The organism is Streptococcus oralis, assembly GCF_023611505.1.
Classification (GTDB): Bacteria; Bacillota; Bacilli; order Lactobacillales; family Streptococcaceae; genus Streptococcus; species Streptococcus oralis_CT.
The window spans coordinates 743,313-757,444 of sequence record NZ_CP097843.1 but is presented as its reverse complement, the minus strand read 5'-3'; the positions used below and the strand labels follow the sequence as shown (position 1 = coordinate 757,444).

Genomic DNA, 14,132 nt, shown 5'->3' with positions numbered 1-14,132 from the left:
CAACTCCTTCTCATGATATTAGTTTTTTAATCCAACAATTTTCTTATATAGCCATGGAGAAATGACAAGTGATAGGATAGCTATCTTGCGAAAAGTAGTGAAATAAGCATCCTTCCATATTTCGCGTCGGTGCTGAACAATCCAATTCCTCAGCTCGGCTTTCTCCTTTTGATACTCTTCACGTGAAGTAAAGATAATTTTATCGTAAACTGTAATGTACGACCAACATTCTCTATTTATTAATTCGTATTTTAAATTAGGGAAGGCTTGTGAAACTTGAGCAATTATTTGCTTATAAACTTCTATTGTATCAAATACATATCGATTAACAGATGTCGTTGCACTTCCCTCACGATGATCATAATAATAAACAGGTTTGTCAATAAATACGCAACTGCATCTTGTCTTTAGTAGCAATTCAGTTAAAAATAAGGCATCTTCAGCTAGGTGATAATTTGTATTAAACTTTTCATCCGCAAGCAGGTCTCTCTTAAACAGTTTTGCGACTGGAAAAAATGACGTTCTGGTGGTCATCAGTAGTTCCTTCATGGTTTCTTCTGTTGACCAGAGTTCTGTTTTTCCAGAATGTGGAGGTAGGTCTGTTACAATGCCGTTTTTAATATGGTGCAGAGGAGCAATTACAAAGCCTATGTTTTCCCCCTCAACTGCACTTGCTAAAGTAGCTAGGTAATCCTGGGTAACGAAATCATCGCTATCAATAAAGGTAACCCAAGAACCCGTCGCTAGCTGAATTCCCATATTTCTAGCATTTGAAACTCCAGCATTTTCGATATGATGAGCCTTAATATTCTCATACTGAGATGCTAAGTGATCACAGATTTGTCCGCTGGAATCAGTAGAACCATCGTTGATTAAGATTAACTCAAAATGGGCATAAGTCTGTTGAAGAATCGACTCCACACATCGCTCCAGATAGGCTTCTACATTGTAGACCGGAACAATAACACTTATTTTTTCTCCCATCATGCTCCATATTCTCCCTTGTATTCTGTATAAGACTTATCCATATCAGCTATGACAGCATCATGATGCGGTACTTGCTTGTCCGCTGGTGGTGGTGTCATATAGTCCCCAAAAGCAGTTCTGAGATAGGCATCATAACCGACTGGAATGGGCATCTCTGTTCCTTCAAATGGCAAGAAGAGATTGTCTTCAAAGGATGCGATTGGGTACTTGTTTCGCATGTAGCCTGGGCCCGAGCATAATTCTGTGATTCCATCGCTCTCAGCCAGACTATACTTGGTCATTTCTTTTTCAGCTTTTTTCCAAATGCGATAGCGTAGAGATTTTGGAGTCAGGCCGAGTAAGATGCGACTTCCCCATTTCATGATGGCACCATGCTTTTCTGGAACAGTTTGAGCACAAAAGAGTGAATAGATCAGGGCCCAACGAACCTGTTTCTTACGCTCAGCTGGATTTTCCGGATAATAATCTAAAGGCAAAACATCCAAGGCCAAACCGTGTGGCAAATCCAAATCCTGCTGGTAAGGTTTGATACAGGTGGTTTCCTTGTCACGAATGGTAATAAAAAGGTTACGGTCTACAAAGTCCTTGTGACTCTTTGACAAGAAATAGCGCTCATCTGCATAACGGGGCCACAGTTCTGCTAATTTTTCATAGTCCTTACGCGGCATGAAAAAGTCTAGATCATCATCCCAAGGAATAAAGCCCTTGTTACGAAGGGCGCCAATGGCTCCTCCACCACAGAGGTAGCATAACAAATCATGTTCTTTACAAAACGCGACAAAATATTCAGCCATTTCCAGACTACGAGCCTGAATCGCTTTCAAATCACTCATATCTCTCCTCTTCTGTCCAATAACGAGTTATATCATTTTATTATACCATAAAAAAGCTATAAAAATCTATCAGATAGTAAGAAAAACCAAAGCTCAGACCACGATTTCACTAGTGAATCAAACTTTGATTTTCATTTATCGCCTCTTATCTCATCCCCATTTGAGCGAGTTTGGTTTGGTATTTATTTTGATCGACAAGAAGTCCTTGCCCTCCATAGACATCATAAGCATCTACCCAATCACCAAGTTCTGGTACTGTGAGTCTTTCAATTCCATTTTGAGCACCTTCTAGGACAGATAAGCCATTGGTCAACAAAAAGCTATACGGTAGATTTGTTGAAGTCATGCCAAAAACTTTTCCAAGTGCCTCTGATCCTGTAAAGAGCTTGGTTGGATCTTTAATCTGCTCAAGAACAGCTGACATGACTTGTTGCTGACGTTTGGTACGACCGTAGTCCCCTTCATCATCATCACGGAAGCGAGCATAGTTCAGCAAGGTGGATCCATTCATCTGCTGTTTTCCAACTTTGATGGTTTGGGTTGGTGACTCAGTCTCTGTTGCATGAAGGTCATCTCCAACTGTGGCTTCTGTCAAAGGTTGACCATTCAATGTTGAAAATTGAGCGTCAATCGTTACTCCGTCAGGGAAGAGGGTATCAATAGCTGTTGCAAAGGCCTGGAAGTCAACTAGGGCATAGTACTTAATATCCAAATCAAAGTTGTCTTTTAGAACCTTGCGGACCATTTCTGCCCCTTTTTGCCCTTCTTGTTCCCCAAGTTCATAAGCAACATTTAGTTTATTATCCCTCTGTTTCTGGCCATTTACAATCTTACTATATCCGTCAATATAAACTAAGTTGTCACGCATAAAGCTAACTAGCTTGATCTTTTTATCCGATCCGCTGACATTTAGTACCATGATCGTATCGGTACGGGTTTCTGCACTATTTTGACCGATACGGCCATCTGTCCCCATGACTAGGATATTCACACCGTCTTTGGTATCCTGACCGTTAAAGACCTCTACTTGAGCTGCCTTGGCGTCAGCTGGCTTATTTGTTGGATTGGCCGCTGACTGGAACCCTCGAAGAAACATGAAAATCATCCCTGCAGCCACACATGTAATCAACAGCAAGAACCAAGTCAGTATTCGTTTGAAGCGAATTCTTCTTTTTTTCTTTTTGACTTTAGGCAGAGGAGCTACCTTTTCACTTCTCTTAGATCGACTTCTACTGCCATAAGTCGGAAGATCAATATCTCTACCCCAAGTTTCTTCTTTTTCTTCTTGGTAGAAATGGTGAACTTCCGACTTGGGACCTGTCATTTTTTGTTGCAGATAATCAAACTCCCTCCGTTCACGGTCGTTGAGGTAATGAATATTTTTGAAGAGATAGTCATAACGTAACTGCTCGTGATGACTTAAAGGATTTTCTTTGCTCATTGACTCTCCTTTTCTATATCAGTTATGGTAAAAATCGGGTAGGTTCCCAGTATCTTGTGCTGAATTCCAATGGCTTCTAGTTCTTGTCTGGCAAAATGAACCAGTTCTTTGTCACTATAGTCTATATCGATAATGAAAAAGTACTCTCCCAAGGCTGTTTTAAGGGGGCGACTTTCAATCTTTGTTAAGTCAATCCCTCTCCAAGCAAAGGTCGAAAGTGCCTTGTAAAGAGCACCAGGTAAGTTGTCTGGTAAGGTCAAGGCCAAACTCATTTTTTCAGCTTGCGAGTTCAAAGGAATCTTCGGTATCTCTGCCCCTAACACCCAAAAACGTGTGAAATTGGCTTCCATCTCCTGAATATCCTCTGCAATTAATTCCAAGCCATATTCTTCAGCTGAACTTTTAGGAGCAATAGCTGCATAAGGCTGATCTGGATGTTCTGAAATAAATCGAGCTGCATAGGCAGTACTAGCGGTTACCTCTATTTTAGCATCTGGATAGTGTGCATCAATGAACCTCTTTCCTTGAGCCAGAGCCTGAGGATGAGAAAAGATTTTCTCAATTTTTGAGTAACCTGGAACCACCATCAACTGCTGGTGAATAGGCTGGACGATTTCTGCAACTGCTTGGATACGAGCCTGATGAAAAAGGTAATCCAAGGTTTCATGAACACTACCCTCGATAGAATTTTCAACTGGCACCACAGAATAGTCCACTAAGCCCTGTTCATAGGCCTTGATAACATCTGTGATATTAGCAAAAGCCTGCAATTCCTCATGAGGAAAAGCTGTCTGCACAACATGATGCGAAAAAGATCCCTTAGGACCTAGATAGGCAATTTTCATCTCAGTTCCTCTATAATTTCCTCTGGGCTTAACTTGGTCACATCCAGAACCCGACTGGCTACTTCCTCATACCAAGCTTGTCTTTCATGGAAAATACTGGCTAGTTCTTCTTTACTTTTGTTGAGAAAAAGCGGGCGCTGGTTGTCCCTATCAGCCGAGATACGCTGATAGAGAGTTTCAAAATCTGCTTTTAGATAGATGTTATCAGGATTGGTCTTGAGCAAGTCGCGATTTCTCTGAGAAATGACAACTCCTCCGCCAGTTGACACAACTCGGTCCGTTTTTAGTAAGTCAGCTAGGACTTCTGACTCTACTTGACGAAAGGCCACTTCTCCTTTTTCAGCGAAGAAATCCGCAATGGACATGCCCAAACGTTCCTCGATTAAGGCATCCATATCGATGTAGTCTGGGTCCAATCCTCTTGCAATAGTCGATTTGCCAGCCCCCATAAAGCCTAATAACACCTTAGCCATGAATCAAGCTCTCCAAATCATCAAAGAAGCTAGGATAGCTGGTATTGATGGCTTCAGCACGGTCAAGTTCCACTTCTCCATCAGCAACCAAGAGGGCTGCGATAGCTGTCATCATTCCAATTCGGTGGTCACCAAACGTATTGACTCTAGCGCCATGAAGTCTTGATTTCCCTTTGATAATCATCCCATCTGCTGTAGGAGTGATATCCGTCCCCATGCTATTTAAAGCATCTGCCACCACCTGAATGCGGTCGGTTTCCTTAACCTTGAGTTCCTCAGCATCCTTAATAACTGTTACACCTTGGGCTTGCGTCGCTAGAAGGGCAATAATAGGCAATTCATCAATCAAACGTGGAATCAAGGATCCACCAATCTCTGTTCCTTTCAGGTCTGAAGACTCGACAGTCAAGGTTGCTGATTTAGCGACTGGATCGATTTCAGTTATTTCTAGTTTTCCTCCCATGGCACGAATGATATCAATAATACCTGTACGCGTTTCATTGATGCCCACATTCTGCAGCACCACACGAGAGTTTGGAACAATCAAACCTGCGACCAACCAAAAGGCTGCACTGGAAATATCTCCTGGAACAACTACCTTTTGTCCGATCAGTTTTTGTGGTCCTTGAACTGTGATTTTTTTGCCATCCACACTTAAATGACCACCAAATTGCTGTAGCATATCTTCGGTGTGGTTGCGAGTACATTCTTTCTCGATAATAACGGACTCCCCCTGAGCCTGCAAGCCTGCAAATATCAAGGCAGACTTAACTTGAGCAGAGGCGATTGGCAACTCATAGTGAATAGGTGTTAGATTTTTTGTTCCTTTGAGGCGAAGAGGAGGCAGGTCTCGCTCAGTTTGCCCTGAAATACTAACGCCCATTTTTTTCAATGGAATCGTCACACGATCCATAGGACGTTTGGAAAGACTATCATCTCCAAACATCTCTACTTCAAAGTCTGCACCAGCAAGGACACCTGAGATCAGGCGAATCGAGGTACCAGAATTACCCATATCAAGAGCATCTTGAGGAGCTTTTAAGCCATCCATGCCCACACCCTGAATGGTAATAACCCCATCTTTGTCCTCAATTTCAACACCAAGGTCACGAAAGACCTGCATGGTTGAGAGCACATCCTCTCCACGCAGAATATCATAAACCTTGGTCTCTCCCTCAGCCAAACTTCCAAAAATAATTGAACGGTGGCTGATAGACTTGTCACCTGGAACCCGGATACTGCCATGTAAGTGGCGAATGTTTGTTTTTAGTTTCATAGTTGACCTCATACTTGCAATACTTTTTCTTATTTTATCACAAAAAAGCCAGAAATTCCTGAAATTTCTGGCTTTTATACAGATAAAATACTATTTTAATAATTCTGAAACAGGTTCAAAGACAATTTTTTCAATGTCCGAAAGGTAAATGGACAATTGTTGCTGTTTGGCAAAGAAATCTGACAAAAGAGCGTTCTCTTGGATTTGCTTACTGAAAGACTGCATCTTTTCTTGGAAAGAGGCGTCTGGCATTTGTCCAGTTTGCGCCATGACTTGGATTTCTTGCTGGAAAGCGAGATAGTCTGCAAAAATCTTGCTAGCTTGTTCATCAGCTTGGATGGCATCTTTTGCTGCCTTGACCGCCTTGTATTCTGGTAATTCGCGTAACCCACGACTGAGTTCATTTGCACTATCGTAAATATTTGACATGATTTTCTCCTTATTTGATGACGACTGTGTAGTCTGTATTTTCTGTAATTAAGCGCTCAGCTCGTTCTAAATCTTGAGCATTTTTAAATGAAATTTGTAGAATCCCGTGAACATCCTCACGGTTTTCTTCGTTGATGTGGATATTAACCAAAGAAGTTCCACGAAGCAATTCCAAAATCCGCAAGATGACATCTTCTTCATCGGGAACATCGACATAGAGGTCATAAGAACTATCCACACCACCACGTTTATGGATTTCCATGGCCTGACGTTGCTCACGTGCTTGGTTGAAAAAGTTCCAAATCTGCTCTTCTTCCCCCTTACTAATAGCCTGACCAATCTCATCTAAGCGTTCCTTGAAATCCTCAATCCGCTCTAGGATGGTCTCGCGATTGGACAAGAGGATAGAAGTCCACATACCTGGTTCACTCTCTGCAATCCGGGTCATATCTCGAAAGCCACCCGCCGCAAAGCGCCTTGTCATCTCATGTTCTTGAGCATAGACAGCTGTTTGCTCCATGAGACCTGATGCCAAGATATGGGGAAAATGGCTAATCTGTGAAGTGACCCGATCGTGCTCCTTGGCATCAATTTCAATGAAACGAGCATGGAGACCAGAAAGCAGATCCTTCATTTCCTCAAGTGTGTCAGGACCTGTCAGGCTCGAAGGTGTGAAGATATAATAGGCATTTTCAAAGAGATTAACATCTGCAGAAGCAGCTCCTGTCTTGTGGCTACCAGCCATGGGATGGGCCCCGACAAATCGAATAGGCCTGTCAGCTAAATATTCCTCCGCCGCATCCACGATGGCTGACTTGGTTGAGCCCGCATCCGATATAATGACGCCTTCTTTCAAGTTCAAACCTGCCAATTCCTGAATAAAAGCAATGGTCTGTTTGATTGGCAAGGTCAGAATAATGATATCTGCCAGAGGAGCGAAACTGGCAAAATCATCCGTCGCACGGTCTATCATTCCTCGCTCTAAGGCAATGTCTCTCGAAGCCCGACTGCGATTATAACCCAAAATTTCATAATCCGAATGATCGCGCTTGATACCGAGTGCCATCGAAGCACCAATCAAACCGAGACCTGCGATATAGATGGTTTTTGCCATAAGGACTCCTTAATAGTTCTTTGTATAGTCTCGGTGCTTGGCAACTGCCTCTTTTAATTCTTCAAGATTATCTGATGAGAATTTTTCAAGGATTTCTTGCGCCAGAACCGTTGCTACAACGGCTTCCATAACTACTCCAGCCGCAGGCAGAGCGGTTGGATCACTTCTCTCCACAGTTGCCTTGTAAGGTTCGTGAGTCTCGATATCCACACTCATCAATGGTTTATAGAGAGTGGGAATGGGTTTCATGACACCTCGAACAACAATTGGTTGCCCATTGGTCATACCACCTTCGAAACCACCTAGATTATTGGTACGGCGAGTATAACCGTCTTCTTTAGACCAGAGAATTTCATCCATAACTTGGCTGCCTTTTCGGTTACCAGCTTCAAATCCAAGACCAAATTCCACTCCTTTAAAGGCATTGATAGAAACAACTGCTTGGGCCAATCGCGCATCTAATTTTCTGTCCCATTGAACATAGGATCCAAGGCCAACTGGAACGCCTCCGACGACTGTCTCAACAACCCCACCGATGGTATCACCGTCACGCTTGATTTGGTCAATATAATCCTTGATTTCTTGTTCTCGTTCTTGGTTGACAATAGAAACTTCAGACTGGGCAACTCTTTGCCTAATCTCAGCGACTGTTAGATTTTCAGGAACATCAATTTCCTTACCACCAAAGACCACAACGTGGTTGGCGATTTCTATCTCCAGTTCAGCCAAAAGGCGTTTGGCTACTGCTCCTACTGCCACCCGCATAGTTGTTTCACGAGCTGATGAGCGCTCCAAGGAATTTCGCAAATCGTCAAAGCGGTACTTGATGCCCCCAACCAAGTCGGCGTGACCTGGACGAGGATGAGTGATTTTCCGCTTGCTTTTGAGGCGGTCTTCTATGTCTTCTGCAGACATGATATCCAACCATTTCTGGTGGTCCTTATTGATGACATCCATGGTAATGGGAGCCCCTGTCGTTTTCCCGTGGCGAACGCCCGATGTAAAGACAACCTGGTCACTCTCAATCTTCATACGACCACCACGACCGTAGCCACCCTGACGGCGTTTCAGATCCTCATTGATATCCTCTGCTGTCAAAGGAAGGCCAGCTGGAATCCCTTCGATAATTGCCGTCAGACGCGGACCGTGTGATTCTCCTGCAGTTAAATATCTCATACGTTCTCCTTATTTTACCAAGTAGTCTTTCATCTCTTCCAGAGAAACTGGGTGAATGGTCGCTGAACCAAGCTCTGGTACCAAGACCAATTTCAAGGTGTTCCCACGCGCTTTCTTATCATGAGTCAAAGCTTGATAAAGTTTATCAACATCCCAGTTTTCATAGTCAACAGGCAAACCAAATTTCTGACACATAGCTGTGATGGACTGGGTTATTCCAATCGGCATAAGGCCTTTTTCCTCAGCAACCTTGGAAATCTGAACCATGCCCATGGCCACAGCCTCACCATGCATAACCTTGCCATAACCGGCCGTTGCTTCAATGGCATGGCCAATAGTGTGCCCAAAATTGAGGTAAAGGCGAACACCGTTATCCAACTCATCCTCAACCACCATCTTGCGCTTAACCTGACAAGAATGTTCAATCAAAGTCTCTGCATGTTCCAGAATACTCTCAACAGAACCATCCAGCTCCGTTAAGAGAGCCCATAGTTCTGGATCCTCAATCAAGCCATACTTGATAACCTCACCCATTCCTTCAATCAACTCTCTTTTTCCAAGCGTTTCAAGGACAAGTGGATCAATCAGAACCCCATCAGGTTGGGCAAAAGTTCCTACCATATTCTTAGCAAAAGGAGTATTAACACCTGTCTTCCCACCGATAGAAGAATCAACCTGGGCTGTCAAACTAGTCGGAATCTGAACAAAGTGAATGCCCCGCATATAGGTAGAGGCTACAAAGCCAGCTAGGTCCCCAACGACACCACCACCAAGGACCACAATCCCATCGCTACGAGTCAGACCTTGCTTGACTAGAAATTCATAGACTTTCTGAACAGTAGTTAAATTCTTTCTTTCTTCACCTTCTAAAAAGTCAAAAACAGCTACCTGAAAACCAGCATCTTCTAGGCTGAGCTTGACCTTCTCCGCGTAGAGTGAGGCCACATGGTTGTCTGTTACGATAACCACTTTTTGCGGTTGCCAGAGTTCTTTCAACCATTGACCTGCTTGCGATAGACAACCTTTTTCAATCTGAATATCATAAGGATGATGTGGAATATCGATTCTGATTTTCATAGGTGGTTCTCCTTTTCATTATTGGTATTTTTCCGTTAAGGACTGCCAAATCTCTTCTATCGGCATTTCCTTGCCTGTCCACAGTTGAAAAGCTTCTGCAGCTTGATAGAGCAACATTCCCAGACCATTGACAACTGGATTACCCTGACTTTTGGCCCATTTCAAAAATGGTGTTTCAAAGGGTTGGTAAATGATATCTGCGACCAAGAGTGTTTCTGGCAAATTGATGCTTTCTGGAACTGGGGACGACTGGTCATCCATCCCTACACTAGTCGCATTGACGAGCAGGTCCGACTTGGCAATCTTTTCTTGCAGTTCAGAAAGATTTTCTAAAGCATACAAGTCCACTTTAAAGCCTGTCTGCTCCTGTAACTTGGTCAGGTAAGGTCTTGTTTTTTCCATGGAAACTGAACGAACAAAGACTGAAATCTGACTGACGCCATCTAAAATAGCCTGTGCCAAAATGGACTTAGCCGCACCACCTGCTCCCAGAATGGTCATTTTCTTATCTGAAATTGTAAAAGAAGGCAAGCTATTAAAGAATCCCTTGCCATCTGTATTATATCCAATTAACATTCCGTCTTGATTAACAACTGTGTTGACCGCCCCAATCAAACGAGCCTCATCACTCAACTCATCCAGATAAAGAATCACCTGCTCCTTGTATGGCATGGAGAGATTGATCCCAAACATCTGGTAACGGCGAATATTGGCGACTGTTTCTGCCAAGTCACCCGTTTCAATTTCCCAAGCTACATAGGCACCATTGGTAGCTGTCGCCTCAAAGGCGCTATTGTGGATGAAGGGTGAAATAGAGTGTTTGATGGGATTGGCAACAACTGCAGCTAAACGTGTATAGCCATCAAGCTTCATCCAAAATCTCCCTGATTTTTTTCATGTTTGATAGAGAAATCTGACCTGGGGCACTCGCTTCATCAAGACTCGCAAATGACCAACTTGAACCCGTCACATCTGAAGTGATACGCGATACCTTGCCCATTTTTCCCATGGAAATGGTCACGTAGTCTTGCTCAGGATTGAGTGTCTTAAATCCTCGTGTGTAGTTCATCAAGTCTAAAACATCTTGCTCCGTATGGGCCATGACAGATACCTTGACCACTTTGGGAGACAGACTGGTCAACTCAGACAGGATCTCCATCATGTTTTCAGGTGTCTCTTGGAAATTATGGTAACTCAAAACAAGATTTGGAAAATCCAACATCTCCTCAAAAACGTCCTTGTAGCTGAAATACTCAAAATCCACATAGTCTGGTTGATAGAGTTGAGTGACTTCCTTGATGATTTGAACATACTCCTCAGAAGACAGTTCGATTTCTCCTCCCTCAGAGCGAGTCCGAAGGGTAAAGACCAGTTCGCGTCCTGCAAATTTCTCAAAGATAGCGGGTGCTACCTGTAAAATAGCGTCCTTTGCAAGAAAGTCCGCACGCCATTCGATGATATCGGCATCTTCATACCTTGTGGCATCCAGTTCTTGCGCTTCTTCTAAACTTCTTGGCATTACTGAAACGATTAATTTCATCTACTAACCTTCATACTAATCACCTTGAGGTAATTACTGCTTTCATCTTTTTTATTATAGGCAAAGTCTGCTGGAAGGCCATATTGGTTCAAAATCTGATACCTTCTTCCTGCAAAACCTTTATCAATTTGTTCTGTAAATTTCTGGCGGGAAACATTGGCAGCATTAGTACTGGCAATGATAATCCCTCCCGGATTTATAATTTCTAGACTCTGGGAAATCAGCTTGTGATAGTCCTTCGCCACAGAAAATGTTTGTTTTTTATTGCGGGCAAAGCTCGGTGGATCAAGGACAATCACATCATAGGTCAATCCTTTCCGCTTAGCATACTTGAAGTATTCAAAGACATCCATGACGATAAAACGGTGATTGTCCGTACTGAATCCATTTGCCTGAAAATGAGCTTCTGATAGCTCTCTCGATCGTTTGGCCAAGTCGACAGAAGTCGTCTCACTGGCGCCTCCCATAGCTGCAGCAACTGAAAAGGCAGCCGTATAGGAAAACATATTGAGCAAGGATTTACCCATGGCTAGACCATCCACCAAACTCCCACGAACCTCATGTTGGTCCAGAAAAATACCTGTCATCAAGCCATCATTCATAAAGACTTGATAGAGCACGCCATTCTCAAGAACAGTAAAGTAGTCTGGCGCTTTCTCACCATAGACATGAGCAGACTCGTAATCTAGACCTTTAAAACGAATCTTTTCGTACGCTCCCAAAACCTCAGGAAAGACTTCCTTAAAAGCCTTTACTATCAGCTCACGAATCTGGTAAACAAACGAGTTGTACCACGAAAAGACAGCATAATCTCCGTAGAGATCGATAGTCAGGCCACCAAAACCATCCCCCTCTTGGTTAAAAAGGCGAAAGGCAGTAGTCAAGTCATCTTGATAATATGGCTTTCTAGCTTCCTTGGCCTTACGAAACAGAGTTTCAAAGAAGGTTTGATCGAAAGAAACTTTTTCCTTGCTGACCAACCAACCAATTCCCTTGTTCTGTTGAGAAAGATAGGCACTCCCTAAAAACTTCCTATCTTGACTAAGAACTTCTACTGCCTGATCCGTCAGATCAATATCTCTTAAATCACTTGCTTCCAAAAGAACTAGACCCTTAGCTAGCTTTTTTTCAACACGTCTGCTGACCCTAATTCTATTCATAGCTACTATTATAGCAAATTTTATGACAATTCTCAAAAAAGAAACCGCTTATCCATTTTTACTTTAGTTTACTAAGTGCCATTTTTGTAAAAATAAGTTTACTCAATTTATTTTTTCTCCTAAACACTATTTCTCTAGCAATGGGAAGGAAATAGTGTCTTTAAAAATAGACAATTCTAGAAATGAGTATAGAAAACTGCGCAAACGTTTGCCTAGTACTAAACTTTATGGTAGAATAAAACACAACATTGATAAGCAAGAGGAAAAACAATGCAAAATCAGACACTTATGCAATACTTTGAGTGGTATCTGCCTCACGACGGCCAACACTGGACGCGACTGACAAATGATGCAGAGCACCTAGCCCATCTGGGAATTAGCCATGTCTGGATGCCACCTGCCTTCAAGGCAACCAACGAAAAAGATGTCGGCTATGGCGTTTATGATCTTTTTGATCTAGGTGAATTTCACCAAAAAGGAACTGTCCGCACCAAGTATGGGTTCAAAAAAGACTATCTTCAAGCCATTCAAGCCTTAAAGGCTCAGGGAATTCGACCTATGGCCGATGTGGTGCTCAATCACAAGGCTGCTGCCGATCATATGGAAGCCTTTCAAGTTATCGAAGTCGATCCGGAGGACCGTACAGTTCAACTAAGCAAGCCATTTACTATCAATGGCTGGACTCACTTTACCTTCGATGGTCGCCAAAATACCTACAATGACTTCCACTGGCACTGGTACCACTTTACAGGTACAGACTACGATGCCAAACGCCGTAAGTCTGGCATTTACCTTATTCAGGGGGACAATAAAGGTTGGGCAAATGAGGAATTGGTCGATAACGAAAACGGCAACTACGACTACCTCATGTATGCTGACCTAGACTTTAAGCATCCTGAAGTCATCCAAAACATCTATGACTGGGCTGACTGGTTCATGGAAACGACTGGTGTGGCAGGATTCCGCTTGGATGCCGTTAAACACATCGACTCCTTCTTTATGGGCAATTTCATCCGTGATATGAAGGAAAAATACGGAGAAGATTTCTATGTTTTTGGGGAATTTTGGAATCCAGACAAGGAAGCCAACCTAGACTATCTTGAAAAAACGGAAGAACGTTTTGACCTTGTCGATGTTCGTCTCCACCAAAACCTCTTTGAAGCCAGTCAGGCTGGAGCAAGCTACGACCTTCGTACTATCTTTACTGATAGCTTGGTTGAACTCAAGCCTGATAAGGCTGTCACTTTCGTGGACAACCATGATACTCAGAGAGGACAAGCCCTTGAGTCTACTGTTGAAGAATGGTTCAAGCCAGCAGCTTATGCCCTTATTCTATTACGCCAAGATGGGCTTCCATGTGTCTTTTACGGAGACTATTATGGTATTTCTGGGCAATTTGCTCAACAAGATTTCAGAGAAGTTCTTGACCGTCTCCTAGCCATCCGAAAAGACTTGGCCTATGGAGAGCAAACAGACTACTTTGACGATGCCAACTGTATCGGATGGGTTCGTTCAGGCGCTGAAAATCAATCCCCAATCGCAGTCTTGATTTCAAATGACCAAGAAAACAGCAAGTCTATGTTTGTCGGTCAAGAATGGGCTGGCCAAACCTTTGTAGATTTACTTGAAAACCACCAAGGTCAAGTTACAATCGATGAGGAAGGTTATGGACAATTTCCAGTCTCAGCTGCTTCGGTAAGTGTCTGGGCAACAAAATAAACTTATCAGTTCAAAGTCAAATCCGGTCGGATTTGGCTTTTTAAGTAGGCAAAAAGACCTAC

At 43.0% G+C, this 14,132-nt stretch carries 14 protein-coding genes; 1 reads left to right on the top strand and 13 read right to left on the bottom strand.

The window, feature by feature from the left end; all coding sequences use genetic code 11:
* Nucleotides 1–18: 18 nt before the first annotated feature.
* The 13 genes from M9H69_RS03985 to M9H69_RS03925 form a co-directional block, all read right to left on the bottom strand.
* The gene (locus M9H69_RS03985; RefSeq protein WP_250315978.1) at nt 19–987 is read right to left on the bottom strand and encodes a glycosyltransferase family 2 protein; all 969 of its coding nucleotides are present in this window, start codon (nt 985–987) and stop codon (nt 19–21) included.
* Nucleotides 984–1,820 carry a LicD family protein gene (locus M9H69_RS03980; RefSeq protein ID WP_001281440.1) on the bottom strand — a complete coding sequence of 279 codons (837 nt, stop codon included), beginning with the start codon at nt 1,818–1,820 and terminating at the stop codon, nt 984–986. Before M9H69_RS03980 ends, M9H69_RS03985 begins: the two co-directional genes overlap by 4 nt.
* A gap of 145 nt (nt 1,821–1,965) precedes the next feature.
* Nucleotides 1,966–3,261, bottom strand: coding sequence for an LCP family protein (locus M9H69_RS03975; protein ID WP_250315977.1), 1,296 nt, complete (start codon nt 3,259–3,261; stop codon nt 1,966–1,968).
* Nucleotides 3,258–4,106, bottom strand: coding sequence for a prephenate dehydratase (gene pheA, locus M9H69_RS03970; protein WP_250315976.1), 849 nt, complete (start codon nt 4,104–4,106; stop codon nt 3,258–3,260). The genes M9H69_RS03975 and pheA overlap by 4 nt, the downstream gene beginning before the upstream one ends.
* Complete coding sequence (locus M9H69_RS03965; protein WP_250315975.1) at nt 4,103–4,579, bottom strand: shikimate kinase; 477 nt, start codon at nt 4,577–4,579, stop codon at nt 4,103–4,105. Before M9H69_RS03965 ends, pheA begins: the two co-directional genes overlap by 4 nt.
* Complete coding sequence (gene aroA, locus M9H69_RS03960; RefSeq protein WP_250315974.1) at nt 4,572–5,855, bottom strand: 3-phosphoshikimate 1-carboxyvinyltransferase; 1,284 nt, start codon at nt 5,853–5,855, stop codon at nt 4,572–4,574. Before aroA ends, M9H69_RS03965 begins: the two co-directional genes overlap by 8 nt.
* Nucleotides 5,856–5,945: 90 nt before the next feature.
* Complete coding sequence (locus M9H69_RS03955; RefSeq protein ID WP_000065973.1) at nt 5,946–6,284, bottom strand: YlbF/YmcA family competence regulator; 339 nt, start codon at nt 6,282–6,284, stop codon at nt 5,946–5,948.
* 10 nt (nt 6,285–6,294) lie between these two features.
* A complete protein-coding gene (locus M9H69_RS03950) occupies nt 6,295–7,398 on the bottom strand; it encodes a prephenate dehydrogenase (protein ID WP_250315973.1) in 1,104 nt (367 codons plus the stop codon).
* Between the two features lie 9 nt (nt 7,399–7,407).
* The gene (gene aroC, locus M9H69_RS03945; RefSeq protein WP_250315972.1) at nt 7,408–8,574 is read right to left on the bottom strand and encodes a chorismate synthase; all 1,167 of its coding nucleotides are present in this window, start codon (nt 8,572–8,574) and stop codon (nt 7,408–7,410) included.
* 9 nt (nt 8,575–8,583) lie between these two features.
* Nucleotides 8,584–9,651 carry a 3-dehydroquinate synthase gene (gene aroB, locus M9H69_RS03940; protein WP_250315971.1) on the bottom strand — a complete coding sequence of 356 codons (1,068 nt, stop codon included), beginning with the start codon at nt 9,649–9,651 and terminating at the stop codon, nt 8,584–8,586.
* 18 nt (nt 9,652–9,669) lie between these two features.
* Nucleotides 9,670–10,524, bottom strand: coding sequence for a shikimate dehydrogenase (locus M9H69_RS03935; RefSeq protein ID WP_250315970.1), 855 nt, complete (start codon nt 10,522–10,524; stop codon nt 9,670–9,672).
* The gene (gene aroD / locus M9H69_RS03930; RefSeq protein ID WP_250315969.1) at nt 10,514–11,191 is read right to left on the bottom strand and encodes a type I 3-dehydroquinate dehydratase; all 678 of its coding nucleotides are present in this window, start codon (nt 11,189–11,191) and stop codon (nt 10,514–10,516) included. Before aroD ends, M9H69_RS03935 begins: the two co-directional genes overlap by 11 nt.
* Nucleotides 11,188–12,351, bottom strand: a complete 1,164-nt coding sequence (locus M9H69_RS03925) for a class I SAM-dependent rRNA methyltransferase (RefSeq protein ID WP_250315968.1) — start codon at nt 12,349–12,351, stop codon at nt 11,188–11,190. Before M9H69_RS03925 ends, aroD begins: the two co-directional genes overlap by 4 nt.
* 270 nt (nt 12,352–12,621) lie before the next feature.
* On the opposite strand from M9H69_RS03925, the gene M9H69_RS03920 reads away from it, so the two are divergent.
* Complete coding sequence (locus tag M9H69_RS03920) at nt 12,622–14,070, top strand: alpha-amylase (RefSeq protein WP_250315967.1); 1,449 nt, start codon at nt 12,622–12,624, stop codon at nt 14,068–14,070.
* Nucleotides 14,071–14,132: the final 62 nt, after the last annotated feature.

Excerpts from the sequence above, each read along its gene's own strand:
- M9H69_RS03965 (WP_250315975.1), bottom strand. The coding sequence starts at position 4,579 with ATGGCTAAGGTGTTATTAGGCTTTATGGGGGCTGGCAAATCGACTATT.
- M9H69_RS03955 (WP_000065973.1), bottom strand. The coding sequence starts at position 6,284 with ATGTCAAATATTTACGATAGTGCAAATGAACTCAGTCGTGGGTTACGC.
- M9H69_RS03920 (WP_250315967.1), top strand. The coding sequence starts at position 12,622 with ATGCAAAATCAGACACTTATGCAATACTTTGAGTGGTATCTGCCTCAC.
- M9H69_RS03985 (WP_250315978.1), bottom strand. The coding sequence starts at position 987 with ATGATGGGAGAAAAAATAAGTGTTATTGTTCCGGTCTACAATGTAGAA.
- aroB (WP_250315971.1), bottom strand. The coding sequence starts at position 9,651 with ATGAAAATCAGAATCGATATTCCACATCATCCTTATGATATTCAGATT.
- aroA (WP_250315974.1), bottom strand. The coding sequence starts at position 5,855 with ATGAAACTAAAAACAAACATTCGCCACTTACATGGCAGTATCCGGGTT.
- M9H69_RS03925 (WP_250315968.1), bottom strand. The coding sequence starts at position 12,351 with ATGAATAGAATTAGGGTCAGCAGACGTGTTGAAAAAAAGCTAGCTAAG.
- pheA (WP_250315976.1), bottom strand. The coding sequence starts at position 4,106 with ATGAAAATTGCCTATCTAGGTCCTAAGGGATCTTTTTCGCATCATGTT.
- aroD (WP_250315969.1), bottom strand. The coding sequence starts at position 11,191 with ATGAAATTAATCGTTTCAGTAATGCCAAGAAGTTTAGAAGAAGCGCAA.
- aroC (WP_250315972.1), bottom strand. The coding sequence starts at position 8,574 with ATGAGATATTTAACTGCAGGAGAATCACACGGTCCGCGTCTGACGGCA.
- M9H69_RS03935 (WP_250315970.1), bottom strand. The coding sequence starts at position 10,524 with ATGAAGCTTGATGGCTATACACGTTTAGCTGCAGTTGTTGCCAATCCC.
- M9H69_RS03950 (WP_250315973.1), bottom strand. The coding sequence starts at position 7,398 with ATGGCAAAAACCATCTATATCGCAGGTCTCGGTTTGATTGGTGCTTCG.
- M9H69_RS03975 (WP_250315977.1), bottom strand. The coding sequence starts at position 3,261 with ATGAGCAAAGAAAATCCTTTAAGTCATCACGAGCAGTTACGTTATGAC.
- M9H69_RS03980 (WP_001281440.1), bottom strand. The coding sequence starts at position 1,820 with ATGAGTGATTTGAAAGCGATTCAGGCTCGTAGTCTGGAAATGGCTGAA.